Origin of the sequence: Streptomyces sp. ITFR-6, from assembly GCF_031844725.1 — a bacterium.
GTDB lineage: Bacteria > Actinomycetota > Actinomycetes > Streptomycetales > Streptomycetaceae > Streptomyces.
Window position 1 is genome coordinate 4,733,499 of sequence record NZ_CP134612.1, and the last position, 23,992, is coordinate 4,757,490.

At 72.1% G+C, this 23,992-nt stretch carries 19 protein-coding genes and 1 pseudogene; 9 read left to right on the forward strand and 11 right to left on the reverse strand.

From position 1 onward, the window contains the following. Window positions 1–8: 8 nt before the first annotated feature. Both RLT59_RS21460 and RLT59_RS21465 read right to left on the reverse strand, forming a co-directional pair. Window positions 9–3,236: an NACHT domain-containing protein gene (locus RLT59_RS21460; RefSeq protein WP_311304889.1), complete on the reverse strand. Its 3,228-nt coding sequence runs from the start codon at window positions 3,234–3,236 to the stop codon at window positions 9–11. Further along, window positions 3,233–3,682: a trypco2 family protein gene (locus RLT59_RS21465; protein ID WP_311304890.1), complete on the reverse strand. Its 450-nt coding sequence runs from the start codon at window positions 3,680–3,682 to the stop codon at window positions 3,233–3,235. Before RLT59_RS21465 ends, RLT59_RS21460 begins: the two co-directional genes overlap by 4 nt. 469 nt (window positions 3,683–4,151) lie before the next feature. Between RLT59_RS21465 and RLT59_RS21470 the strand changes: the two genes are divergently transcribed. Continuing rightward, the gene (locus RLT59_RS21470) at window positions 4,152–4,871 is read left to right on the forward strand and encodes a M23 family metallopeptidase (RefSeq protein ID WP_311304891.1); all 720 of its coding nucleotides are present in this window, start codon (window positions 4,152–4,154) and stop codon (window positions 4,869–4,871) included. 19 nt (window positions 4,872–4,890) lie between these two features. On the opposite strand, the gene RLT59_RS21475 is transcribed toward RLT59_RS21470, so the two are convergent. Beyond that, entirely contained in the window at window positions 4,891–5,475 is a 585-nt protein-coding gene (locus RLT59_RS21475) for a TetR/AcrR family transcriptional regulator (protein ID WP_311304892.1), read from the reverse strand. 129 nt (window positions 5,476–5,604) lie between these two features. Here RLT59_RS21475 and RLT59_RS21480 point away from each other — a divergent pair. Further along, window positions 5,605–7,175, forward strand: a pseudogene (locus tag RLT59_RS21480) (MDR family MFS transporter). A 93-nt stretch (window positions 7,176–7,268) separates the two neighbouring features. On the opposite strand, the gene cseC reads toward RLT59_RS21480, so the two are convergent. The 5 genes from cseC to RLT59_RS21505 all read right to left on the reverse strand — a co-directional run bounded on the left by cseC (window position 7,269) and on the right by RLT59_RS21505 (window position 11,880). Next, the gene (cseC, locus tag RLT59_RS21485; RefSeq protein ID WP_311304893.1) at window positions 7,269–8,660 is read right to left on the reverse strand and encodes a two-component system sensor histidine kinase CseC; all 1,392 of its coding nucleotides are present in this window, start codon (window positions 8,658–8,660) and stop codon (window positions 7,269–7,271) included. Beyond that, window positions 8,657–9,364 (reverse strand): two-component system response regulator CseB, encoded by a 708-nt coding sequence (gene cseB / locus RLT59_RS21490; RefSeq protein WP_311304894.1) that lies wholly within the window; start codon window positions 9,362–9,364, stop codon window positions 8,657–8,659. The genes cseC and cseB overlap by 4 nt, the downstream gene beginning before the upstream one ends. Window positions 9,365–9,374: 10 nt before the next feature. Further along, window positions 9,375–10,127, reverse strand: coding sequence for a hypothetical protein (locus tag RLT59_RS21495; RefSeq protein WP_311304895.1), 753 nt, complete (start codon window positions 10,125–10,127; stop codon window positions 9,375–9,377). Further along, complete coding sequence (locus tag RLT59_RS21500) at window positions 10,115–10,753, reverse strand: SigE family RNA polymerase sigma factor (RefSeq protein ID WP_311307808.1); 639 nt, start codon at window positions 10,751–10,753, stop codon at window positions 10,115–10,117. Before RLT59_RS21500 ends, RLT59_RS21495 begins: the two co-directional genes overlap by 13 nt. A 224-nt stretch (window positions 10,754–10,977) precedes the next feature. Beyond that, entirely contained in the window at window positions 10,978–11,880 is a 903-nt protein-coding gene (locus RLT59_RS21505) for an HhH-GPD family protein (RefSeq protein WP_311304896.1), read from the reverse strand. A 284-nt stretch (window positions 11,881–12,164) separates the two neighbouring features. Here RLT59_RS21505 and RLT59_RS21510 point away from each other — a divergent pair, with 284 nt between their 5' ends. Then, window positions 12,165–13,025: a hypothetical protein gene (locus tag RLT59_RS21510; protein ID WP_311304897.1), complete on the forward strand. Its 861-nt coding sequence runs from the start codon at window positions 12,165–12,167 to the stop codon at window positions 13,023–13,025. A gap of 74 nt (window positions 13,026–13,099) precedes the next feature. On the opposite strand, the gene disA is transcribed toward RLT59_RS21510, so the two are convergent. Beyond that, window positions 13,100–14,224 carry a DNA integrity scanning diadenylate cyclase DisA gene (gene disA, locus RLT59_RS21515; protein ID WP_311304898.1) on the reverse strand — a complete coding sequence of 375 codons (1,125 nt, stop codon included), beginning with the start codon at window positions 14,222–14,224 and terminating at the stop codon, window positions 13,100–13,102. A gap of 124 nt (window positions 14,225–14,348) precedes the next feature. Next, window positions 14,349–15,761 carry a DNA repair protein RadA gene (gene radA / locus RLT59_RS21520; protein ID WP_311304899.1) on the reverse strand — a complete coding sequence of 471 codons (1,413 nt, stop codon included), beginning with the start codon at window positions 15,759–15,761 and terminating at the stop codon, window positions 14,349–14,351. Window positions 15,762–15,978: 217 nt separating this feature from the next. Between radA and RLT59_RS21525 the strand changes: the two genes are divergently transcribed. Beyond that, window positions 15,979–17,907 carry a hypothetical protein gene (locus RLT59_RS21525; RefSeq protein ID WP_311304900.1) on the forward strand — a complete coding sequence of 643 codons (1,929 nt, stop codon included), beginning with the start codon at window positions 15,979–15,981 and terminating at the stop codon, window positions 17,905–17,907. Window positions 17,908–17,953: 46 nt separating this feature from the next. Here the strand turns inward: RLT59_RS21525 and RLT59_RS21530 are convergent, their stop codons facing one another. Beyond that, entirely contained in the window at window positions 17,954–18,793 is an 840-nt protein-coding gene (locus RLT59_RS21530) for a DUF3109 family protein (protein ID WP_311304901.1), read from the reverse strand. 42 nt (window positions 18,794–18,835) lie between these two features. On the opposite strand from RLT59_RS21530, the gene RLT59_RS21535 reads away from it, so the two are divergent. From RLT59_RS21535 to RLT59_RS21555, 5 genes are all read left to right on the forward strand, one after another. Further along, window positions 18,836–19,786 carry a Ppx/GppA family phosphatase gene (locus RLT59_RS21535; RefSeq protein WP_311304902.1) on the forward strand — a complete coding sequence of 317 codons (951 nt, stop codon included), beginning with the start codon at window positions 18,836–18,838 and terminating at the stop codon, window positions 19,784–19,786. Between the two features lie 118 nt (window positions 19,787–19,904). Then, window positions 19,905–20,720, forward strand: a complete 816-nt coding sequence (locus tag RLT59_RS21540) for a sugar phosphate isomerase/epimerase family protein (protein WP_311307809.1) — start codon at window positions 19,905–19,907, stop codon at window positions 20,718–20,720. Continuing rightward, window positions 20,717–21,346, forward strand: a complete 630-nt coding sequence (locus tag RLT59_RS21545) for a TetR/AcrR family transcriptional regulator (protein WP_311304903.1) — start codon at window positions 20,717–20,719, stop codon at window positions 21,344–21,346. The genes RLT59_RS21540 and RLT59_RS21545 overlap by 4 nt, the downstream gene beginning before the upstream one ends. 97 nt (window positions 21,347–21,443) lie before the next feature. After that, window positions 21,444–23,294: a dihydroxy-acid dehydratase gene (gene ilvD / locus RLT59_RS21550; protein WP_311304904.1), complete on the forward strand. Its 1,851-nt coding sequence runs from the start codon at window positions 21,444–21,446 to the stop codon at window positions 23,292–23,294. A gap of 163 nt (window positions 23,295–23,457) precedes the next feature. Further along, window positions 23,458–23,934, forward strand: a complete 477-nt coding sequence (locus RLT59_RS21555; protein ID WP_311304905.1) for an acetyltransferase — start codon at window positions 23,458–23,460, stop codon at window positions 23,932–23,934. Window positions 23,935–23,992: the final 58 nt, after the last annotated feature.

Genomic DNA, 23,992 nt, shown 5'->3' on the forward strand with positions numbered 1-23,992 from the left:
CCGTGGGCTCAGCAGTGCACCTCCAGCCCCTTGCCGCCGGACACCTCGACGAAGCCCGTGGCATCGACCGTGAGGCCCGGCAGGGCTTCCAGCGGGGTCAGATCGATGGCGGTGCCGCCGCGTGGCGGGGGGCGGAGCCGGAGCCTGGCCAGCGCGGGAAAGACCCGGGGGAGAGAGCCCAGGTCATTCAGCTGTCCGGAGAGTTCGAGCGTGAGGGCGGTGACCGAGGGGACCACGGCGGAGCCCAGGAACTCCGACGCGAACGCCCGCACCGTCAGGTTCGTCACCTGCGGGGACTCCCGGAGCGCGAGGCACAGGGGAGGAACCGCCGTGCCGGATGTCAGGGCAAGGCGATTCAGCTGGTCCCAGCCGTGCAGCGTGTCGACCGACATCGGGGTGGTGCCGTCGAGGACCAGCGTCGTCACCCGTGGATGCGCGGGCACCTCGCTCATGTTCCGGGCCGACATGTCCTCCAGGTGCAGAGAGCGCAGCCCGATGGAGGCGGTGGCGCTCAGCGCGGCGGGCGGCAGGTGACTCATGTCCAGCCGGAGCGTCCTCAGTTCCCGGAGCCGGACGAGCGGACCGAGGTCCCGCACACCCCAGGAGTCCAGCAGCGTCACGGAGGTGAGCGTCCCGGCGCACAGCTCCAGGAAGGACAGATCGCTGAGCCGGGCGTTGTCGCTGATGCTGAGCGCGCGCAACGGCCGGTCGCGCAGTCCGGCCCGGAGCTCGGCCGAGGAGAGGTTCCCGCGGATCTCCAGCTCCGTGACGGAGGGGAAGTGGCGCAGGGCGGTCAGCTGGTCCGCCGAGCCCACACTCAGCGTCCGGTGGCCCAGCCTGCCCGCGGAGAGGACCCGCTCGGCGAAGAGGCCCGCCGGATACCGGTCCCAGCGTTCCCGGAACAGTGGCATGAGCTCAGGGTGACCGAGCACCCACTGACGGGCGTAGGGAACGGCTTCCGCGCCGCCCACCTCGTTGATCAGCAGGGCCATGTACGGCGCCTGCACATCGGTGAGCCCGGGATCCGACGGTTCGGGAAGATGACGCAGTCCGGCCGGACCGAGCCGGGCGAACAGCCGTGCCTCCCTGCCCGAGCGGAACGGGAACAGCGACGCCACGGCCTCGGAGACCCGGGCACGCGTCGTGTCGTCGAGCCAGGTCGCGTGCTGCGCGCAGAGCGCGGCCAGGACGTGGAGCTCGGTCCGGGCGACACCGCCCGCCGACCGTGCCTCGGCGTCCAGCAGGCCGTTGATCAGTACGGGATGCTCGCGGCGGCCGCAGTGGCCCGCCGCGAGCAGGATGACGTCCTGCCACTGCTGGGAGTCCGCCCGGCCGATCAGTTCGTGGAGGTGGCCGCCCTCGACGAACTCCTTCGCCGCGAGGAAGTCCTGGAAGGTCCGGTGGACGAACTGGTAGACGCCGTCGGCCCGCTCCTGGAGGACGCCGCTGCGGTTCAGCAGATGGGTCAGGACCTCCGGCGCCGCGCCCTGCCGCCGGATCTGCTCCATGCCCCGCAGCCCCTGCTCCAGCTGGTGCAGCGCCTGCTCGTGGTCCAGCTCAGTCTGGCCGCCCCGCACCAGCCAGATCGCGATGCGCTGGAGGAGCTGGGCCTGCTCGTCCACGTTCATCGTGATGCCCTCGGGGGCGTCGATCCGGCGCCGTCTGTCGCGGTTGCCGAGCAGCATCGCGAGCGCCGAGTCGTACAGGCTCCAGCGGGTCTCCGGCAGGAGGCCCTGGCGCCGTCGGTGCAGGGCGCAGATCACGGCGCATAGGAGCGGGGTGCGGGCCAGGTTGCTCAGGGTGGAGTTGGTGGCGAACTGCCGGGTCAGATCGCGCTCCAGCTCGCCCAGCGCCGCGTGGTCCGGGTCGTCCAGCCGGGCCGCCCGGTGCCAGGCCGCGACGAACGCCGCGATGTCCCCGTTCCGCATCGGCAGCAGCCGCAGCTCCTCGAAGTCCTCCGAGGCCAGCCAGTCCGGGGCCACCGCGTGCGGGCGCACGGTCGCCACGCAGCGGGTCGCCGGGTAGCGGCGCAGCAGCCGGGACAGCCAGTCGTACGCGGCCTCGCGCTCGTCCGGCGGGACCTCGTCCAGGCCGTCCACCAGCAGCAGCCCGCGACCCGCCTCCAGAACCCGGCCGGTCCAGCCCTCCGGCGGGTCGTCGACGGCCGTCGCGGCGGCGGCGGCCAGCTGCCCGACGGACGGGAAGGAGCCGCCCCGCGCCCGCAGGGTGCGCAGCGGGACGACGAAGGGCACCAGCCCGTTGAGCGCCGTCAGCTTCGGGCCGAGGGTCCCGGCGGAAGCGTGCGCCGCCAGCCACCAGAGCAGGGTGGTCTTCCCGGCCCCCGCGTCGCCCCGCAGCAGCACCCGGGGGCGCTCGGCGAGCAGGGCGTCGACGCGCCGGGATGCGGGGCCGGGCTCCTCGGGGGCCGTGGGGCGGCCGCCCGGCTGGGCCTCCAGGCTGAGGTAGGCGGTGTCCAGGTCCCATTCGGAGTCGTGCCGGCCGAGCTCGTCCAGCCCGAAGATCTTGGTGCGCCGGTAGGCGGCGCCGAGCGCGGCCGCGTACTCCTCCTCGTAGCGCAGGTCCTTGGGGAAGTGTCCGTGGACCTGTTCGTGGTGGAGCTCGGTGCCGGTCTGCCCGTACACCAGCCGGAACGGATCGGAGGCGAGGAGCGGACCGAGCGGTACGCATTCGACCCGGCGGCCCCCGCGTTTCGGCGGGATCTGCCGGGCGATGCCGAGCAGGACGCTGCCGGCGAAGACCGGTCCGCCGGAGAGCCCGCGCAGCGCGGGCGGCTCACGGTCCGACCCGGCGGGCGGTCCGTCCAGCTCGCAGACGAGCACATGGCGCGGGCGGCCCGCTGACGGCAGCACGGTGGCGGTGTACTGGTCGGCCTCCAGATGCTCGTCGGGGCCGTGGCGCTGCACATCGGGGAAGCCGGTGATCTCGCAGCCGGTGAGCGCCTGGCTGCTGTGCAGCACGCCGAGCCGCACCGGTTCCGCCGGGAACAGCGGGGCGGCCGTCTCGACGAGGGCGGCGTCGAGGCCGTGGTCGATCCAGACGACGGCCGAGTCCGTGGGGCCGGTGACGTCCGGGTGGGCGATGGCGCAGCGGCCGCCGCCCCTGACGACGTGGGCGCAGGTCAGCACCAGCCGGTCGGTGAGCAGGACACCGCTGCCCTGAGCGGAGCCGGCGCCCAGGACCACGACGGTGCGGTCCGCGGGCGGTATGGCCGTCACAGCCGGGGCCGCCCCTGGCCGAACGGGTCGGTACTGCCGTCGGCGCCCGACGCGCCGGTACCGCCGTCGGCGCCGAAGCGTTCGGTGCTGCCCTCGCTCTCGTTGCCGATCTGCCAGGCCTCGCCGGTCGTGGCGTCACGCGGTTTCAGGGTGAAGGCGACCTTGTGGGTGTGGCCGGTGGCGCGGCCCGCGTCGGCGCCGGCCTCCACCACCCAGGCCTTCACCCGGGCGGATCCCTTGACCTCCTTGCGGAGTTCGAGGGTGAACTCCATCTGGATGTCGCCTACCTCGAAGGCGAGCGGGCGGCCGGTGCCCCGGGTGGCGGCCTCGATGAGCTGGTTGCGGACCGACTCGACGGCGTCGGCCAGCTCGATGCCGTCGTGGCGCCCCCTGCCCGGGGCGCCACCGCCGCTGTTTCCGCCCGTACCTGCGGTGTTGCCGGTCATGTGCCGTCCCCCCGGAGCCGATCGGTTCTCGCCGTGCCAGCGTAGTCAGGTTGCCTGCCGAAGGTCCCGAAACGGACAGCCTTTGGTCCCACCGGCGGTGACAAGGCGCACAGCCCTTTCGAGGCCTACTAGCCGGCTTAGGAGCACGCGCCATGATCGCCGGAGGGACCTTCGGCCCTGCGCCCGGCGGGACCTTGGGAGCTACGGGATGAAGTGCCCCGAAAACGGGTCCATGTCTGTTTGGAGTGGTTTGGAACTGGGCTTAAACGTCTCCGGACGAAGAGAGGCGAAGAGATTCGACGGCTCGCGAGAGGTGCGTTCCGGGGCTCGCGGAAGTGGTTTCCCGGGGTGTCGGCTACGGCTTTTCTTCGTAGATGGGGGGTTTGAGCACCGGTCGGGTGGCGGGTTACCAAGGGATGGCCAGCCCGGCAGGAGCGCCGGGTCCAGTCATCCCGGAGGTTTTCCGCTTATGTCGAAGCGCGTTACGTTCAAGCACTCCCACCGCCCGTCCGCCTCCCGTGTGCGCGGCGCCGTGGTGGCGGCCGGTCTGGGTACGTCGATGGTTCTCGGTGCGGGCGCTGCGTTCGCGGCCGGCACGACGGGCACCCCCCACACCGCGAGCCTGGCGAGCACCACCACGGCCGACTCGGTCGCCGAGCAGGCGGCCGCGCAGGGCGAGGCCGCCAAGCACACGGCCGAGAAGAAGGCCGAGGCGGCGAAGAAGAAGGCCGAGGCCAAGAAGAAGGCGGCCAAGAAGGCCGCCAAGAAGCTTCGCTGGGAGACCCCGGTCCACCACTACGAGCTGAGCGCGAGCTTCGGCAACGACGGCAGCCGCTGGGCGCACAAGCACTCCGGCCAGGACTTCGCCGTGCCGATCGGCACCAAGGTCGAGGCCGCCCGCACCGGAACCATCGTGAAGGCCGGCCCGAACGGCGGCGGCGACGGCCCCGCGTACGGCAACGCCATCGTGATCAAGCACAGCAACGGCCGCTACTCGCAGTACGCGCACCTGTCGAAGATCGACGTGCACATCGGCCAGCACGTGAAGAAGGGGCAGAAGATCGCCCTGTCCGGCAACACCGGCAACTCCAGCGGTCCGCACCTGCACTTCGAGATCCGGAACACCGCGAACTACGGTTCCGCGATCAACCCGGTCAACTACCTGCACAAGGTGGGTATCGACGTCTGACCCGCCACGACCCGGTCCGCTAACCGGCGGCACCCGGGTCGTGCGCCTGCGTCACCAGATCGACGGCGACCTCCAGGACGGCCTTGCGCTTGTCCTCGGGGTCGCCGTCGACGTCCTTGAGGGCCAACATGCCGGCGTGCATCGTGAAGAGCGCGCTGAAGCACCGCACCTGGTCGATCATCGGCGCCTCGGGGTCCTTGATCAGGTCGACGAGCCCCAGGACCCGGTCCTTGATCGTCACGCCGATGCTCAGGTCGCGCACGGTCGCCTGGTTCTCCTGCATGAAGCGGAAGAGCGGGGCGGCGGTCGTCAGCGCGTCGCTGTAGCGGGCGAGGATCTCCTTCTTCGTCTCCAGGGTGCGCGGCTGCCCCCGGCCCCAGACGATCAGTTCCTCGACGGGCCGGTTGAGGTCCTCGAAGATGCCGACGAGGATGTCTTCCTTCGTTTTGAAGTGGTAGTAGAGGGCGGCCTTGGTGACGTCCAGCTTCTCGGAGATCTCCCGCAGCGAGGTCTTCTCGTAGCCCTGCTCGGCGAAGAGTTCCAGAGCGACGTCCTGGATGCGCTGGCGGGTGTTGCCCCGGCGCGGCTGCGTCGTGCTGCTCATGGTGCTCTCCCCATACCTCATACTTACCTGACGCCCGGCTAGTTGCGGGGGTGCTTTCCCCCAGTGTAATCGACTAGCCGGGCGACAAGTAAGGGCCCGGTGAGCAGGGGACCAGGGGAGTTGGGGAAGATGTCGGACCTGAAGACGGCGACAGGCGGGAAGGCGGCCGACGGCAAGCCGAAGCGTGCGCCGAAGAGCGAGCCGCAGCAACGCAGCGTCCGGGTGGTGATCGTCGCCCTGCTGATCGCCATGCTGCTGGCGATGCTCGACAACCTGATCGTCGGCACCGCGATGCCGACGATCGTCGGAGACCTCGGAGGACTGCAACATCTGTCCTGGGTGGTGACCGCGTACACCCTTGCCACCGCTGCCTCCACGCCCATCTGGGGCAAGCTCGGCGACATGTACGGGCGCAAGGGCATGTTCCTCACGTCCATCGTGATCTTCCTGATCGGCTCGGTCCTCAGCGGCATGTCCCAGGACATGGGCCAGCTGATCGGCTTCCGGGCGATCCAGGGGCTCGGGGCCGGCGATCTGATGGTCGGGGTCATGGCGATCATCGGTGACCTCGTGCCGCCCCGCGAGCGCGGTAAGTACCAGGGCCTGATGGCCGGTGTCATGGCGATCACGATGATCGGCGGACGCTGGTCGGCGGCACCATCACCGACCACCTCGGCTGGCGCTGGGCCTTCTACATCAACATCCCGCTGGGCATCGTCGCCCTGGCCATGGTCACCGCCGTACTGCACCTCCCCAAGCGGGAGCGCAGGAAGGCGAAGGTCGACTACCTCGGGGCCGCGCTGCTGACGGTCGGCATCACCGCGATCGTGCTCGTGACCACCTGGGGCGGCTCGGAGTACGACTGGAACTCCGCCGTCATCATGGAGCTCATCGCGATCGGCGTCGCCTCGCTGGCCGGTTTCGTCTTCGTCGAGACGAAGGCCGCGGAGCCGATCATCCCGCCGCACATCTTCCGCAACCTGAACTTCACCCTGATGTCCGTGGTCGGCTTCATGGCGGGCTTCGTGATGTTCGGCGCGGTGCTGTTCCTGCCGCTGTTCCAGCAGTCGGTCCAGGGCGCGTCCGCGACCAACTCCGGACTCCTGCTGCTGCCGATGCTGCTCTCGATGATGGTCGTCTCGCTGATCGCGGGACGCGTCACCACCAGCAGCGGCCGGTACAAGATCTTCCCGATCATGGGCTCGACCCTGATGGTGGCCGGACTCTTCCTGCTCTCCACGATGGACACCGGCACCACCCGTCTCACCTCTGGCATCTACATGGCGGTGCTCGGCGCCGGCATGGGCTTCCTGATGCAGATCACGATGCTCGTCGCGCAGAACAGCGTCGAGCTGAAGGACATGGGCGTCGCCTCGTCCGCCACCACCCTGTTCCGTACGCTCGGCAGCTCCTTCGGCGTCGCGATCATGGGCGCCCTGTTCACCGGCCGGGTGCAGGACGAGATGGCCGCCCGCGGCGGCGGGGGAGCCACCGCGCACTCCGCCCAGCTGGACGCGGCGAGCCTGGCGAAGCTGCCGGTGCCGGTGCGCGAGGCGTACGAGTTCGCGGTGTCGTCCGGCACGCACATCGCCTTCCTGGTCGGCGCCTCGGTCGGCGTGGTCGCCCTGGTGGCGGCGCTCTTCGTCAAGGAGGTCCCGCTGCGCGGCGCGGCCCCGGACCCGGCCGAGAGCATGGTGTAGCCGTACGGCCGTTCGAGAAGAGGCCCCCGGTCCGCACGCGATTGCCGCGTACGGGCCGGGGGCCTCCCCGTTGCCGGGACCTGCGCGTCCCGCTCAGCTCTCCGAGGGGCCGTGGCCGGGGTCCTTGCCGCCGCTCGCGGCCGTCCTGCCGTTCGGCCGGGGGCCGCGCTGCTCGGCGAACTGGAGCATCGGGTAGCTCCCGGTGTCCGTCGGCGCGTGCTCCGGCAGCCACAGCACGGCGATCGCCCCGCCCACGCCCGCGGCCGCGCCCTCCGGGGCGGCGTTGCGGAAGGTCAGCCGGGCGCCGAGCACCCGCGCCTGACCGGCCGCGATCGTCAGCCCGAGACCGTGCCCGTGGCCCGCCCGGTCGGTCGATCCGGTACGGAACCGGCTCGGCCCCTCCCGCAGCAGCGCCGCCGGGAACCCCGCACCGTGATCGCGGATCCGGACCACCCGGCCCTCGACCGTGACCTCCACCGGGGTGGAGCCGTGTTTGGCGGCGTTGCCCAGCAGATTGCCCAGGATCCGCTCCAGCCGGCGCGGATCGGTGCTGACCCACGACTCGTGGACCACGTGGACCCGCACATCCGGGTCCAGCAGCGCGATCCGGCGGCTCACGAAGTCCCCCAGCGCGATCTCCTGCAGCTCGGCCCGCTCCGACGCGCTGTCCAGCCGGGCCACCTCCAGCACGTCCTCGACCAGGGTGCGCATCGCCTGCGCCCGGTCCCGTACCAGCTCCGTGGGGCGGCCCGGCGGCAGCAGCTCGGCCGCCGTCAGCAACCCCGTCACCGGGGTGCGCAGCTCGTGCGCGATGTCCGCGGTGACCCGGCGCTCCGCCTCGATCCGCTCGTTCAGCGCGTCCGTCAGCGCGTCCACCGCACCGGCCAGCTCATCGGTCTCGTCCCGCACGACACCGCCGACGGCATCCCGGACCCGGACCTCCGTACGGCCCTGCGCGACCTTCCCGGCCGCCGTCGCCGCCTTGCGCAGCCGGCGGGACAGCTGGCCGCCGATCAGCACCCCCAGCGCGCAGCCGCCGAAGACCACCGAGACCGAACCGATGATCAGGGCCCGGTCGAGATCGCCCATGATCGTGGTGGAGCGGTCCGCGAACCGGGTGTGCAGCGAGAGCACGTCACCGTTGGCCAGCGGCACGGCCGCCCACACGTCCGGCACCCCGCCGCCGTCCTCCACATGGGTGGCACGCCGGTTCTTCCGGGTCTCCTGGCGCAGGCTCTGCGGCATCGTCGGATCGTTGATCTTCGCGCCGAACCGGGGGTCGGCCTTCTTCGTCTTCGTCGCCTCGTAGAGCAGCTGGGCGTAGGTCAGCCGCTCCAGCTGGACCTCGCGGGCGTTCTCCAGCATCGAGACCCGGGCCGCGTTGTGCACGACCAGGCTCAGCGCGACCGCGATCAGGGCGCCGACCGCGGCGATCGCGATGCTGATCTTCCAGCGGACACTCGTCCGCAGGGACGGCCGCCTCATGCCCTGAGCTTGTAGCCGAAGCCGCGGACCGTCTCGATCCGGTCCTGGCCGATCTTCGTGCGCAGCCGCTGCACATGGACGTCCACGACCCGGGTGTCACCGCCCCAGCCGTAGTCCCAGACCCGCTCCAGCAGCTTGTCGCGGGAGAGCACCGTGCCGGGCGCGGACGAGAACTCCAGCAGCAGCCGCATCTCGGTCGGCGTCAGGCCCACCTGCTCGCCGCTCCTGCGCACTTCCATGCCCTCGGTGTCGACCTCCAGGTCACCGAAGACCAGCACCCCGCCCTCCGGCCCGTCCTCCGTACCGGCGGCGCTGCCCTGCCCGCTGCCGGAGGCGTGGCCGAAGCGGCGCAGCACGGCGCGGATCCGGGCGACCAGCACCGCGCCGTCGAAGGGCTTGGTGACGTAGTCGTCGGCGCCGGCCTCCAGACCGAGCACCACGTCGATCGAGTCGGCACGGGCAGACAGCATGATCACGGGCACCGTCGACTCGTCCCGGATCCGGCGGCACAGGCTCACCCCGTCCAGTCCGGGCACCATCACGTCGAGCAGCGCGATGTCGGGCCGGTCGGCCCGGAACGCTTCGAGGCCACGGAGCCCGTCGGGCATCGCGGTGACCACGAAGCCGTCCCGCTCCAGCGCCAGCTGGGTGGCCTCGCGGATGACGTCGTCGTCCTCGACGAACAGGACATGGGTCTCGGCCATCGGAAAGCTCTCAGTTCTTCGTCGGTTCCGTGGGCTCCGGGAAGGCCCCCTCCCCGGCGCCGACAGCTCGGTTGAAGTCGTTGTGCACCCGGTCCGTCTCGCTGAACCGGCTGTTCGCCCAGTGGTACGTGATCACTTCCTCGCCCGAGGGATAGGCGACCGCGTCCTTCTTCCCGTAGACCTGGGTCGTCACCACCAGATCACCGCGGTCGATGGTCCCGTAGACCGCCGGCTGCTCGGTGGTGAAGACGTTCTCGTACGTGCCGTCGGCGCGGGGCCGGTACACATAGGTGCCGACGCCCACCGAATCGCCGCAGGTCATCACGTTCACGACCACGTCGGCGCCGGGGCCGCCGGTCAGTTTCCCGTACGAGGTGTCCACCGGGTACTCGTCACCGGTGCAGGGCTTCAGATCCGTCCGGACCCGTTCGCTCACCTTCGTGTCCGCCTTGAGCAGCGCGACGGCGTCCACCCGCGGGGTCGGCCTCGCCCTGGACGGAACCGTGGCGGTCGGCGTGATCCGCACGACCGGCTGGGTGCCCGCCGGGCCCTCGTCGCGGGTGCCGGTGCCGCCGGTGGAGCAGCTGACCGCGAACAGCCCGACGACGGCGAGCCCGGCCAGAGCCGTACTGCTCGCCGCCCATCCGGTCAGCCGCCGTCCGCGTCCGCCACCGGATCTGCCACCGCTTCTGCTGCCGCTTTCCCCGTCGGTGACCGCGTCGTCGCTCGCGCCGCCGTCACCGCTGCCTGTCAGGCCGCGCACCGCTCCCGCCCCCGCTCGTCATGACGCCCGATCCGCCGCGCCGCGCTCCGGGTCCGTACCGGAGCGGTGGCAGAGGCGGCACGGGCGGCCGGCCGCTGCTCCCGGTCCTCGCGGATCCGGGCCTCCCTGGCCGCCTCTTCCCTGCTCTCCAGCTCCTGGCGCAGCCGCGCCAGGGCACGGTGCAGCGTGCTCTTCACCGTACCGGCCGACATGCCGAGCGCCGCGGCCGTCTCCTCCGTGCTCATCTGCTCCCAGTGTCGCAGGACGACGACGCTGCGCTGCTTGGGAGCCAGCACGCCCAGGACGTCCATCAGCAGGGCGCGGTCGGCGCGCTGCTCGGTGCCGTCCTCGATGCTGGCGTCGGGGAGCTGCTCGGTGGGGACCTCGTCCAGCCTGCGGGCCCGCCACCACTCGGTGCGGGTGTTGATCATGACGCGGCGCAGATAGGCGTCGGCGAGGGACTTGTCGGCGATGCCGTCCCAGCGGCGGTAGGTACGCGCCAGGGCCGTCTGCAGCAGGTCCTGCGCGTCCACGGGGTCGGGGACCAGCCGGCGTGCGCTGCGCAGCAGCGCATCCTGCCGGGTACGCACGTACTCCTCGAATCCGAGCACCTCGCCCTGCGCCATAACAACCGCCTCCATCCCCGTGGATCCCCTGTAGTACCGCTGCCAGCCGCTCAGTCGTCGGGCTGACGTCGGTGACGCTACGGAGCGGTTGTCACGAGGCTGTGCGGAGCAGCCATACGCCGACGCACGGCTGTCCATCGGTTGTGTAACAGCGCAGGAGGAGTGGGGCAAAGAGCCCCGGGGGGCTGCCGGCGGTCCGGGCGGGGAAGGCCCCCGCCCGGCCGTCAGGTCAGCGGCAGCCGGTACTGGGCGCCGGCCAGCGGTTCCACCAGTCCGTCCGCGACCAGCCCGTCCAGGGCGCGGGCCCGCTGCACCGGTTCGTCCCACACGGCGTTCAGCGCCGACTGCGGTACCGGTGTCACCGCCTCGCGCAGCACGGCGAGGAGCCGGCCGCGCACCTGCCGGTCGGTACCGGCGTACGTCTGGCCGCGGCGCGGCGGCCCCTGGTGCGCGGGCTTCCCGGCCAGCCGCCAGGCGCACTGCTCCGCGATCGGGCAGCGCGTGCAGTCCTCGTTCTTCGCGGTGCAGACGAGGGCGCCGAGCTCCATCGTCGCGGCGGCCCACCGCGCCGCCCGCTCGTCCTCCTCGGGCAGCAGCGCGCGGGCGAGCTTGCGCTCGGCGGCGGTGGTCGCGTTCGGCGGGTACTGGATGCCGGTCGCGGCCCGCGCGAACACCCGGCGGACGTTCGTGTCGAGGACGGCGTGCCGCTGCCGGTAGGCGAACGAGGCCACGGCCGCCGCCGTGTACTCACCGATCCCGGGCAGCGCGAGCAGCTGGGCGTGCTCGCTCGGTACGTCGCCGCCGTGCCGTTCCGTTATTGCCTGGGCGGCCCCGTGCAGCCGCAGCGCTCGCCGGGGGTAGCCGAGCCGGCCCCAGGCGCGGACCGCCTCGCCGGGAGGGTCGGCCGCGAGGTCGGCGGGGCGCGGCCAGCGGGCCAGCCACTGTTCGTAGACCGGGAGGACCCGGTTGACGGGGGTCTGCTGCAGCATGAACTCGCTCACCATCACACCCCAGGCGCCCGCTTCGGGGCGGCGCCAGGGCAGATCGCGGGCGTGCTGGTCGAACCACCCGATGACGGGGGTGTGAAGGGATGCGGGGGGCGTCTGTGTCGCTGTGGTGGCAGTCATCGCACGTCCGATCCTGGCACGGAAAGGCAGACGACGGACGGGTGCACGGGGGTGTCGCCCCTCATAAGAGCCCTTGGAGTGATAGTGCCACCCGTCTGTCCCCGTGCCGCCTGACCTCCGGTCCGGCAACTGGCCGCACCCCCCGGACCCGGTTGCGGCAAGTGGCCGCACGGCGGGCATCCCTGGTTGCGGATACGCCCTCCCGGGATGATGATCCGCAAAACTTGGTATCGGGGCGGCGGGTGGGGCGGGAGTTGGGGCGGATCTCTCGTAGAGTTTGCGCCGTGGGATCTTTGCGTAATCCGATCGGGCCGCTTCCCTCCACCATTTACTGGCGACGGAGGGCAGTCGCGGCGACGCTGATCGCGCTGCTCGCCGTGCTGGTCGTATGGGCCGTCACCTCCCGTGGCGGCAAGGGGGACCACGACGACTCCAGGGCCCCCGGCTCCGGTCCCACTGACGCGATCACGCCAGGGCCCTCGGGATCCGGCCCGGCGATCAGCGAACAGCCGGGCGGGCGCGACGAGTCGGGCGGCTCCGGCGGGGACGACGGCAACGGCAGCGGAGGTTCAGGCTCCGGTTCCGCCGGCTCGGACGGTTCGGACGGCTCCGGCAACGGCGGCTCGGGCAGCGCCGGTTCCGGTTCCGACGGCGGCTCCGGCAGCGGTTCGGGTTCCGGCTCCGGCAGCTCCGGCGGCAGCGGCACGACCACCGGACAGCGGCTCCCGGCCGGCTCCTCCGTCCCCGACTGCACCGCGGGCGCACTGCAGTTGACCCTCAAGAGCGACGTGAGTTACGCGCCCGGCGAGAAGCCGAAGTTCCGGCTGATCGCCAAGAACACCTCCGCCACCGACTGCAAGGCCGACCTCGGCCCGAAGAGCACGGTGCTCACCATCACCGAGGCGGGCGGTGACGACAACGAGGTCTGGTCCTCCAAGGACTGCCCGCGCAACGCGACCGCCGTGCTGCTGAAGGTCCCGGCGGGCGCGACCGTCGTCCACACCGTGGAGTGGAACCGCGCCAAGAGCGCCCCGAAGTGCGCGACGCCGCCGCCGGGGAACGCCGGACCCGGTACGTATCTGGTCGAGGCCAAGGCGCCGGGCGAGCCGGTGCAGCGCGCCTCGTTCGTCCTCGCGAAGGACTGACCCGCCGAAGGGCTCACGGATGGGGGGCGGGGGGCGCACGCCCCGCCCCCCCATCCGTACCGCTACAGGTACCGCTACACGTACCGTTCGAGGATCGACGACTCGGCCAGCCGCGACAGGCCCTCGCGCACACTGCGCGCCCGCGCCTCCCCGACCCCGTCCACCGTCTGGAGATCGTCCACGCTCGCCGCGAGCAGCTTCTGCAGACCGCCGAAGTGCTCCACCAGCCGGTCGATGATCGCCCCGGGCAGCCGCGGCACCTTCGCCAGCAGCCGGAAACCGCGCGGCGAGACCGCGGAGTCCAGCGTCTCGGGGGAGCCGCTGTAGCCCAGGGCCCGCGCCACGACGGGCAGTTCGAGCAGTTCGGTGTGGGACAGCGCGTCCAGCTCGGTGAGCGCCTCCGCCACCGTGCGCGACCGCTTGGCGGTCGGCTCCGGCACGTAGTCGCGCACGACCAGCTCGCGCTCCGGCTCCACGCCCGCGATCAACTCGTCGAGCTGGAGCGAGAGGAGCCGGCCGTCGGTGCCCAGCTCCACCACGTACTCGGCGATCTCGGTCGCGATCCGGCGCACCATCTCAAGGCGCTGCGCGACGGCAGTCACGTCCCGGACGGTCACCAGGTCCTCGATCTCCAGGGCGGAGAGCGTGCCGGCCACCTCGTCGAGCCGGAGCTTGTAGCGCTCCAGGGTGGCGAGGGCCTGGTTGGCGCGCGAGAGGATCGCGGCGGACTCCTCCAGGACCCGGCGCTGCCCGTGCACGTACAGCGCGATGAGGTGCATCGACTGCGAGACCGAGACCACCGGGAAACTGCACTGCCGGGAGACCCGGTCCGCCGTGCGGTGGCGGGTGCCGGTCTCCTCGGTGGGGATGGAGGCGTCCGGGACCAGCTGCACGCCGGCGCGCAGGATCTTGGTCATGTCCTTGTCGAGGATCAACGCCCCGTCGAGCTTGGCCAGCTCTCGCAGCCGGGTCGCGGTGAATTCCACGTCAAGCACGAAGCCGCCGGTGCACATCGACTCGACGGTCTTGTCCATGCCGAGCACGATCAGCCCGCCGGTGTTGCCACGGAGAATGCGCTCCAGGCCGTCCCGCAGGGCCATTCCGGGCGCGACGGCACTCAACGAGGCGCGCATCAGCGCCTCGTTACCGGTGCCTTGGCCGGACTTTCCGGGCGATGCTGCCCGGTCGCTGGCTGCCACTGCACTCCTCCGGTCACAGGTTTGCGGTGCCCTCGGGGCCCCTCCTCCGGATCGGGCACGATCCGAACGAAACACCCCACGTCCCTCGTACCGTTCGTACGGACGGGCGAGACCAGGGCAAAGTCTACCGGCGTGCGCCGTCCTCCTGCGGGGCCTGTGCGCGGGACCGGCGCGGGAGGACTCTCAGCGCGTCGCCCATGTTGGCGACTTCCGTGACCTTCATACCGGCCGGGACCTTGCCCGGATCGGTCGGGACCAGCGCGTGTGTGAAGCCCAGACGGTGCGCCTCCGCCAGTCTGCGCTGGACCCCCGTGACCCGTCTGACCTCGCCCGCGAGCCCCACCTCACCGATCGCCACAAGATTCTTGGGCAGCGGTGTGTCACTCGCGGCACTGGCCAGGGCCAGCGCGATCGCGAGGTCCGCGGCGGGCTCGGTGAGCTTCACGCCGCCGACCGTCGCGCAGTAGATGTCCCGCTTGCCGAGCGCGCTGATCCGGCCGCGCTGCTCCAGTACGGCCAGCATCATCGACACCCTGGACGTCTCAAGACCCGAGGTGGTGCGCCGGGGTGAAGGGATCTGCGAGTCCACCGTGAGCGCCTGCACCTCCGCGACCAGGGGGCGCTTGCCTTCGAGCGTGACGGTCAGGCAGGTGCCGGGCACGGGTTCGTCGCGCCGGGTGAGGAAGAGGCCGGACGGATCCGCGAGGCCGGTGATGCCCTCGTCGTGGAGCTCGAAGCAGCCGACCTCGTCGGTCGCCCCGTACCGGTTCTTCACGCCACGTACGAGCCGGAGCCGGGCATGGCGGTCGCCCTCGAAGGACAGCACCACGTCGACCAGGTGCTCCAGCAGCCGGGGCCCGGCGATCGCCCCGTCCTTGGTGACGTGACCGACCAGGAGGGTGGCCATGCCGCGCTCCTTGGAGGCCCGGATGAGCGCCCCGGCGACCTCGCGGACCTGTGCCATCCCGCCGGGCGCGCCCTCGATCTCTGGCGAGGCCACGGTCTGCACGGAGTCCAGCACGAGCAGGGACGGCTTGACCGCGTCCAGGTGGCCGAGGACCGCCGACAGATCGGTCTCCGCGGCCAGGTACAGATGGTCGTTGATCGCCCGGATCCGGTCGGCCCGCATCCGGACCTGGCTGGCCGACTCCTCGGCGGTGACGTAGAGCGTGCGGTGCTCGTCGCTCGCGGCCTTGGCCGCCACGTCGAGCAGCAGGGTGGACTTGCCCACACCCGGCTCGCCCGCCAGCAGCACCACGGCACCGGGCACCAGACCGCCGCCCAGCACCCGGTCCAGCTCACCGACGCCGGTCGAGCGGGCGGTGGCCTGCCTGCTGTCCACCTGGCCGATCGGGAGCGCCGCGGTCGAGACGCGGCCGGCCGCCGTGGTCCGTACCGCGGGGGCGCCGCCGAACTCCTCGACCGTGCCCCACGCCTGGCACTCGGGGCAGCGGCCGAGCCACTTGGCGGTCGTCCAGCCGCATTCCGTGCAGCGGTAGGACGGCCGGTCCTTCGCGGATTTCGTACGGGTGGCCATGGCGCCACCGTATAGGTGCCCTCTGACAGTGCCGTCCGGGGCGGTGCGGGGAAGGGTGCGCGCGCGGGCGTACGCCCCCTTCCCGCACCGCCCCGGGACACCGGGAGCAGGAGATCCCGCCCGATCCTGTCCGCTTTCACGCGATACGTTCACCCGAAAGGGTTGAATCTACCCAAGGGGCGCCAGGGCCGGACCCCGGTCTGCCTACGGTCGCAAGGTGACGAGCAGCAGGCTGGAGACACCCGCGAGCACCCCCGGCGTACACCGGACGCAGCATCGTGCGCCCCACTCCTCACCGAAGAAGCCGCCTGCCCGTTACGAGCCGTATCTCGACGGCCTCTTCACCTACTGCCTCTCCGTGCTCTGCGACCACGACGCCGCCACCGACGCGCTCGGCGGTGTCCTCGCGCTGGCGGAACGGCAGGGCGGACGGTGTCCCTCGGACGAGGAGGAACGTAAAACCTGGCTGTACGCGCTGGCCAGGTGGACGTGTCTGCGCAGGCTCACCGAACAGAAGCAGGGCCGCCAGGCGCACCGTCAGCACGACAAGACCGGGCCCGTGAAGGGGAACCGTCGCGCCCCGGCCGCCCAGGGGGCGCGCACAGGACGGCGTACGCCCCCCACGGCCGCCCACACCCCCAAGGCGCCGGCCGCACCGTCCCGGCCCGCACTGCCACAGCCCGCCCCGGCCCACGGCCCCGCCCCGGCCCACGGCCCCGCCCTGGCCCACGGCCCCGCCTTGGCCTCCGCCCCCGAGAGCCCCGCGGCCGCGGAGGCGCACCGCCGCGAGCTGGCGCAGCTGGCCTGGCCCGAGGCCGCCGGCACCACCCCCGAACAGCGGGAGGCGCTGGAGCTCGCGGTACGGCACCGGCTCACCCCGGTCGCGGTCGCCGCGGTCCTGGGCCTGGAGACCGCCGCCGCCAGGGAGCTCCTGGCCGCGGCCGCCTGCGAGGTCGAGCGGACCAGGGCCGCCCTCGCGGTCGTCGAGTCGGGCGGCTGCCCCGCGGCGGGCCGGCTCACCGGTGACCGGCGTGTGCTGCTCTCCGCCACCCTGCGCCGCGAGCTCGTACGGCATGTGGACGACTGCCCCCGCTGCCGTCGCACCGCGGAGCGGGCCGACGCCGAGGGCCCGTGGCCGGGTGCGGCCGTCACCCCGGCCGCCGCGCCGGCGGTCGTCGAGGCGCCGCGCCCGTCCGCGTATGTGGCGATGATCCACGCCCAGAAGCACCAGAAGAATCGGTCCGCCACTCCGCGGTTCGACCGGGCGGGCTTCCCGATGGACCCCAAGGACCACGCCGCGCGCCGGGACCGGCTGCGGTCCAGGGTCATGACGACGACGGTGGTCGCCACGGTCGTCTGCGCCCCGGTGATCGCCCTGTGGTCCGCCTACCGGGGCGCACCGCTCACCGGCGAGGGGCACGACGGGTCCTCGGTCACCGCGACCGAGACGGACGGCAGCGGCGATCCGTACGAGCGCTACGAGAACGCGGGCAACGCCACCCCCGAGTCCGGCTCCCGCTTCACCGACGACGGCGGCCGCCCGGACATCTCGGCCGAGGTCATCAGCGTCGGCACGGGGCCCGGCCATGACGGGGGACGCCACCGCGCGGGCGGGCTCACCGTCGAGGCACGCCCGTACGGCTCCACCACGATGATCACGCTGACCGCGTCGAAGGCCGGCCCGGTCGCCTGGTCGGCCCGGACCGGGGCGTCCTGGCTGCGCCTCAGCAGCTCCTCCGGGAAGCTCGCGGCGGGCGGCAGCGTCACGATCCGGGTCCTCGTCGACCAAGGGCGCGAACCGGCCTCGCGGTGGACGGCACGGGTCGCGCTCGCCCCGTCGGGCGCTGTCGTCGCGATCCACGGCGACGGCGGGAGGCGCCCGTCGGGCGTCGGGCCGCACCCCTCGAACCCCCCGCAGCCGAACCGCTCGGTCCACCCGCGCCCCCCGGTGCCGTCGGACCCTTCACCGTCCTCACCGGATCCCAGGCAGCCGACACCGGATCCGACGGACCCGACGCCGGACCCGACGGATCCCACGACGACCCCGACGGACCCGGGCGAGCCGAGCCCGTCCCCGGAACCGACGGACCCGTCGGATCCGACCGTCCCGGGAGAGAGCCCGAGCGCCCCGCCCCCGCCGAACTGACCGACCACCCGCCGACACGGCCCCCGGAAGCCGCGAGCCCCCGGTACTACGCCGGATCGGCCGGGTGGGGCGCCATCGGCAGCAGCGAGGAGAGCCGCTCCTCGCACAGCCCGGCCAGCCGGTCGTACGCCTCCTTGCCCATCAGCTCGGTCAGCTCGGGGCGGTACGACACGTACACCGGCTCGCCGGCCCCGTGCGCGGAGGTCGCGGAGGTGCACCACCAGTGCAGGTCATGGCCGCCGGGACCCCAGCCCCTGCGGTCGTACTCACCGATCGTCACCTGGAGCACCCGGGTGTCGTCGGGCCGGTCGATCCAGTCGTACGTACGCCGGACCGGCAGCTGCCAGCACACGTCCGGCTTGGTCTCCAGGGGCTCCTTGCCCTCCCGCAGTGCCAGGATGTGCAGCGAGCAGCCTGCTCCGGCCGCGAAGCCGGGCCGGTTCTGGAAGATGCACGAACCCTCCCAGCGCCGGGTCTGGCGCTCCCCGTCGTCATCGGTCTGCACCCAGCCCGACTCCGTACCCACGTCGTGGAACTGCCACAGCTCCGGGGTCAGCCGGGCCACATTCTCCGCGACCCGCTTCTCGTCGTCCTCGTCCGAGAAGTGGGCGCCCAGCGTGCAGCACCCGTCGTCCGCGCGACCGGCCTGGATGCCCTGGCAGCCGCTGCCGAAGATGCAGGTCCACCTGGACGTCAGCCAGGTCAGGTCGCAGCGGAGGACCTGCTCGTCGTCGGCGGGGTCCGGGAACTCCACCCAGGCCCGCGCGAAGTCGATCCCCGTCTCGTCGGGCCCGTCGGGCCCCTTTGCTTCTGCCTGCCGCATCTCCTGCTTCGTCTTCTGCTTCTTCGTGACTTTGTCCGGCTTCGCCTTTTTCGTCTTTGGCACGCGCCCAGAGTAAGGCGGCAGGCGGGCAGTAGCGTTCTGCGTATGAGACTCGGAGTCCTCGACGTGGGGTCGAACACGGTTCATCTGCTGGTGGTCGACGCGCACCCCGGCGCCCGCCCGCTGCCCGCGCACTCGCACAAGGCGGAGCTGCGCCTGGCCGAGCTCCTGGACGAGGACGGCGCGATCGGCCCGCTCGGCGTGGACCGGCTGGTGGCGACGGTCACCGGCGCGGCACAGGCGGCGGAGGACAAGGGCTGCGAGGACGTGCTGGCCTTCGCCACCTCCGCGGTACGGGAGGCGAGCAACGCCGACGCCGTGCTGGCCCGGGTGCGGGACGAGACCGGCATCGACCTCACCGTCCTGAGCGGTGCGGAGGAGGCCCGGCTCACCTTCCTCGCCGCCCGCCGCTGGTTCGGCTGGTCGGCGGGGAAGCTGCTGGTCCTGGACATCGGCGGGGGCTCGCTGGAGATCGCGTACGGCATCGACGAGGAGCCGGACGCCGCCGTGTCACTGCCGCTCGGCGCCGGACGGCTCACGGCGGGCTGGCTGCGGGGCGATCCGCCGGACCCGGTGGAGGTGCGGGCGCTGCGCCGGCACGTCCGGGCGAGCATCGCCCGCAGCGTCGGGGAGTTCACCCGATTCGGCCGCCCCGACCACGTCGTGGCCACCTCCAAGACCTTCAAGCAGCTCGCCAGGATCGCCGGCGCCGCCCGCTCCACCGAGGGGCTGTACGTGCAGCGCACCCTCAGCCGCAAGGCGCTGGAGGAGTGGGTGCCGAAGCTCGCGGCGATGACGGTCGAGGAGCGCGGCGGCCTCCCCGGTGTCTCCGACGGACGGTCCGCCCAGCTGCTGGCGGGCGCGCTGGTCGCGGAGGGGGCCATGGACCTGCTGGGCGTCGAGGAGCTGGAGATCTGCCCCTGGGCGCTGCGCGAGGGAGTCATCCTGCGCCGCCTGGACCACCTCCCGACGCGGGACGCGGCGGCCCTGGCCTGACGGCTGTGCGCACGGCAGCGGCGTACGGGTGCGGAACGGCCATGGCCCTTCTCACTTTCAGCCGGGCTCCCTCTCCACCGTGCACCGGGGCCCGTACGCTGTCTGCGTGACAGAACCAGTGGTGCGCGTCCCGGATGCGAAGGTCGCCCTGTCGACGGCCTCCGTCTACCCGGAGTCGACGGCGACGGCCTTCGAGATCGCCGCGCGCCTGGGGTACGACGGCGTCGAGGTCATGGTCTGGACCGACCCGGTCAGCCAGGACATCGAGGCGCTGCGCCGGCTCTCGGACTACCACCAGGTGCCGATACTCGCCGTGCACGCCCCCTGCCTGCTGATCACCCAGCGCGTCTGGTCCACCGACCCGTGGGTCAAGCTCCAGCGGGCCCGCGCCGCCGCGGAGAAGCTCGGCGCCACGACCGTGGTCGTCCACCCCCCGTTCCGCTGGCAGCGGCAGTACGCGCGTGACTTCGTCACCGGGATCTGGCGGATGGCGGACGAGACGGACGTGCGGTTCGCCGTCGAGAACATGTACCCGTGGCGCTACCGGGACCGGGAGATGCTCGCGTACGCCCCCGACTGGGACGTCACCAACGACGACTACCGGCACTTCACCGTGGACCTCTCGCACACCGCGACCGCCCGCACGGACGGCATGGCCATGGTCGACCGGATGGGCGACCGGCTGGCCCACGTCCACCTCGCGGACGGCAAGGGCTCCGGCAAGGACGAGCACCTGGTGCCCGGCCGGGGCGACCAGCCCTGCGCCGAGCTCCTGGAGCGGCTGGCCCGTACCGGCTTCGGCGGCCATGTCGTCGTCGAGGTCAACACCCGCCGGGCGATGTCCACCGCCGAACGCGAGGCGGACCTGGCCGAGGCGCTGGCCTTCACCCGGCTGCACCTCGCCTCCTCCTCCGCCCCGTCGCCGCGCCCGTGACCGAGGGCGACGGGAGCCAGGCCCCGCCCCCCAGACGCCGCGGCCGCCCCTCCCGCACGGAGGCGAAGACCGGCCCCGACGCCCGCACCCGCATCCTGGAGGCGGCCCGCACCGAGTTCTCCGAGCGCGGCTACGACAAGACGTCCGTCCGGGGCATCGCGAAGGCGGCCGGAGTGGACGCGGCCCTGGTCCACCACTACTTCGGTACGAAGGACGAGGTGTTCGCCGCCGCGATCGAGCTCTCCTTCGAACCCGCCCTGGTGCTCCCGGACATCCTCGGCAGCAGCACGGAGGGCCTGGGGGAGCGGCTGGCCGGCTACTTCATCGGAGTGTGGGAGAACCCGGCGTCCAGGGCCCCGCTGCTGGCGATCATGCGTTCCGCGATGACCCACGAGGCGGCGGCGAAGGTCCTGCGCGTCTTCGTACTGCGCCGCCTGCTTGACCGCATCGCCGACCAGTTGGACGTCCCCGACGCCACCTTCCGCGCGGAGCTGGTCGCGTCGCACATGGTGGGCATCGCGGTACTGCGCTACGTGATCCGGGCGGAGCCGCTCGCCTCCGCAGACCCGCAGAAGATCATCGCGATGGTGGGCCCCACGCTGCAGCGCTACCTCACGGAGGCCTGACCGTTCCCCGATCCCGGATACCGGACACCCCGTCCAGATCCTGGCGTCACAGGCGTACGCTCGGAACCAGTCTTTTCTGTCGAAGGAGCGAGAGACGATGCCCCAGCTGAGGTCCCGCACTGTCACCCACGGCCGCAACATGGCGGGCGCGCGCGCCCTTATGCGCGCCTCGGGCGTAGCGAGCGAGGACATCGGCAAGCCGATCATCGCGGTCGCCAACTCCTTCACGGAGTTCGTCCCGGGCCACACCCACCTCGCCCCCGTCGGCCGGATCGTCTCCGAGGCGATCCTGGCCGCGGGCGCCGTCCCCCGCGAGTTCAACACCATCGCGGTCGACGACGGCATCGCGATGGGTCACGCCGGGATGCTCTACAGCCTCCCGTCCCGCGACCTGATCGCCGACTCCGTCGAGTACATGGCCGAGGCGCACTGCGCGGACGCGCTGATCTGCATCTCGAACTGCGACAAGATCACCCCCGGCATGCTGATGGCCGCGATGCGCCTCAACATCCCCACGGTCTTCGTCTCCGGCGGCCCGATGGAGGCCGGCAAGGCCACCCTCGTCGACGGCACGGTCCGCAAGCTCGACCTGGTCAACGCGATCAGCGACGCGGTCGACGAGAGCATCTCCGACGAGGACATGCTCCGCATCGAGGAGAACGCCTGCCCCACCTGCGGCAGCTGTTCCGGCATGTTCACCGCCAACTCGATGAACTGCCTGACCGAGGTCCTCGGCCTCTCCCTCCCCGGCAACGGCTCCGTCCTCGCCACGCACACCGCCCGCAAGGCGCTGTACGAGGAGGCCGGCCGCACGATCGTCGAGATCACAAAGCGCTACTACGAGCAGGACGACGAGACGGTCCTGCCGCGCGCCATCGGCACCCGCGCCGCGTTCGACAACGCGATGGCGCTCGACATCGCCATGGGCGGCTCGACCAACACGATCCTGCACCTGCTCGCCGCCGCCCAGGAGGCGGAGCTGGCGTACGACCTGGAGGACATCAACGCGGTCTCGCGCCGCGTCCCGTGCCTCGCCAAGGTCGCGCCCAACGTGGCGCCCGGCGGTACGTACTACATGGAGGACGTCCACCGGGCCGGCGGTATCCCCGCCATCCTCGGTGAGCTGCACCGCGGCGGACTGCTCAACGAGGACGTGCACTCCGTGCACTCCGACACCCTCTCCGAGTGGCTGAAGAACTGGGACATCCGGGGCGGCTCACCGTCGCCGGAGGCCGTCGAGCTGTGGCACGCCGCCCCCGGCTGCGTCCGTTCCGCGACCGCCTTCTCGCAGTCCGAGCGCTGGGACACCCTCGACCTGGACGCGGCAGGCGGCTGCATCCGCGACGTGGAGCACGCGTACTCCAAGGACGGCGGCCTCGCGGTCCTCAAGGGGAACCTCGCGGTGGACGGCTGCGTCGTGAAGACGGCCGGCGTCGACGAGTCGATCTGGACCTTCGAGGGCCCGGCGGTCGTCTGCGAGTCGCAGGAGGACGCCGTCGACAAGATCCTCCGCAAGGAGATCGAGCACGGCGACGTCGTCGTCATCCGTTACGAGGGCCCGCGCGGCGGCCCCGGCATGCAGGAGATGCTCTACCCGACCTCCTTCCTCAAGGGCCGGGGCCTGGGCAAGACCTGCGCGCTGGTCACCGACGGCCGCTTCTCCGGCGGCACATCGGGCCTCTCCATCGGCCACGCCTCTCCGGAGGCGGCGTCCGGCGGCACCATCGCGCTCGTCGAGGACGGCGACCGGATCCGGATCGACATCCCGAACCGCTCGATCGAGCTCCTGGTCGCGGAGGACGAGCTGGCCACCCGCCGGGAGGCGCTGAACGGCGTCTACGCGCCGAAGAACCGCGACCGCAAGGTCTCGGCGGCGCTGCGTGCCTACGCGGCCATGGCGACCAGCGCGGACCGGGGCGCAGTCCGCGACGTCTCCAAGCTCGGCTGACACCCGCACCCACGACACCCCGCTCCACCGCCCGGCCCCTCTCGCGAGGGGCCGGACGCGTTTTACGGCCCACCCGCCCGTCGTGGCCCGAGAACGACTCCGTGTGACCGGTCGATCGCAGTAAGCTCGCCCCCTTGCCATGCATGACCATGATTGGGGGAGTATGCGAACTTCCGTACGCAGCTCAGTAGTCATCGCGTCAGCCGTCACCGCCCTCGCGGCACTGGCCGCTGTCCCGGCCGGTGCGGCGTCGGCCGCACCCACACCGATCGCGCCCGCGCCGGGCGCCGCCACCCCGGCCGGCGTCTGCGGAGCCGGGTACACCCAGATCGACTCGCACGTGTTCAAGGACGCGTCGGCCGAACTGGCCCGCGTCTACCTGCTCTACAACGCGAGCACCAAGTTCAACTGCGTGGTCACCTTCCACGCCGCCGCCACCGAGGGCAAGGCGCTGACCACCGGCGCCTGGCTCGACGTGGACGGGGACGGCAAGGAGCAGGTCAAGGACCAGGGAAGGTACTCCTCGTACGCGGGTCCGGTCCGCCTCGCCGCCGGCAGCCACTGCGTGAAGTGGGGCGGCATGATCGAGACGGCCGCCGGGACGTACGCGTACACCAGCCCGTGGAGCCACTGCGGCTGACGCGCGACGGCGCCGCGCCCGCCCCTCGGGAGCGAGCGCGGCGCCACCGCCCCGGCCC

What these genes read in the sequence shown, in the direction of transcription:
- cseB (WP_311304894.1), bottom strand. Translation starts at nt 9,364, where the DNA reads ATGGCCGAGACCCATGTCCTGTTCGTCGAGGACGACGACGTCATCCGC.
- RLT59_RS21465 (WP_311304890.1), bottom strand. Translation starts at nt 3,682, where the DNA reads ATGACCGGCAACACCGCAGGTACGGGCGGAAACAGCGGCGGTGGCGCC.
- radA (WP_311304899.1), bottom strand. Translation starts at nt 15,761, where the DNA reads ATGGCCACCCGTACGAAATCCGCGAAGGACCGGCCGTCCTACCGCTGC.
- RLT59_RS21500 (WP_311307808.1), bottom strand. Translation starts at nt 10,753, where the DNA reads ATGGCGCAGGGCGAGGTGCTCGGATTCGAGGAGTACGTGCGTACCCGG.
- RLT59_RS21535 (WP_311304902.1), top strand. Translation starts at nt 18,836, where the DNA reads ATGAGACTCGGAGTCCTCGACGTGGGGTCGAACACGGTTCATCTGCTG.
- RLT59_RS21505 (WP_311304896.1), bottom strand. Translation starts at nt 11,880, where the DNA reads ATGACTGCCACCACAGCGACACAGACGCCCCCCGCATCCCTTCACACC.
- RLT59_RS21470 (WP_311304891.1), top strand. Translation starts at nt 4,152, where the DNA reads ATGTCGAAGCGCGTTACGTTCAAGCACTCCCACCGCCCGTCCGCCTCC.
- RLT59_RS21555 (WP_311304905.1), top strand. Translation starts at nt 23,458, where the DNA reads ATGCGAACTTCCGTACGCAGCTCAGTAGTCATCGCGTCAGCCGTCACC.
- RLT59_RS21475 (WP_311304892.1), bottom strand. Translation starts at nt 5,475, where the DNA reads ATGAGCAGCACGACGCAGCCGCGCCGGGGCAACACCCGCCAGCGCATC.
- cseC (WP_311304893.1), bottom strand. Translation starts at nt 8,660, where the DNA reads ATGAGGCGGCCGTCCCTGCGGACGAGTGTCCGCTGGAAGATCAGCATC.
- ilvD (WP_311304904.1), top strand. Translation starts at nt 21,444, where the DNA reads ATGCCCCAGCTGAGGTCCCGCACTGTCACCCACGGCCGCAACATGGCG.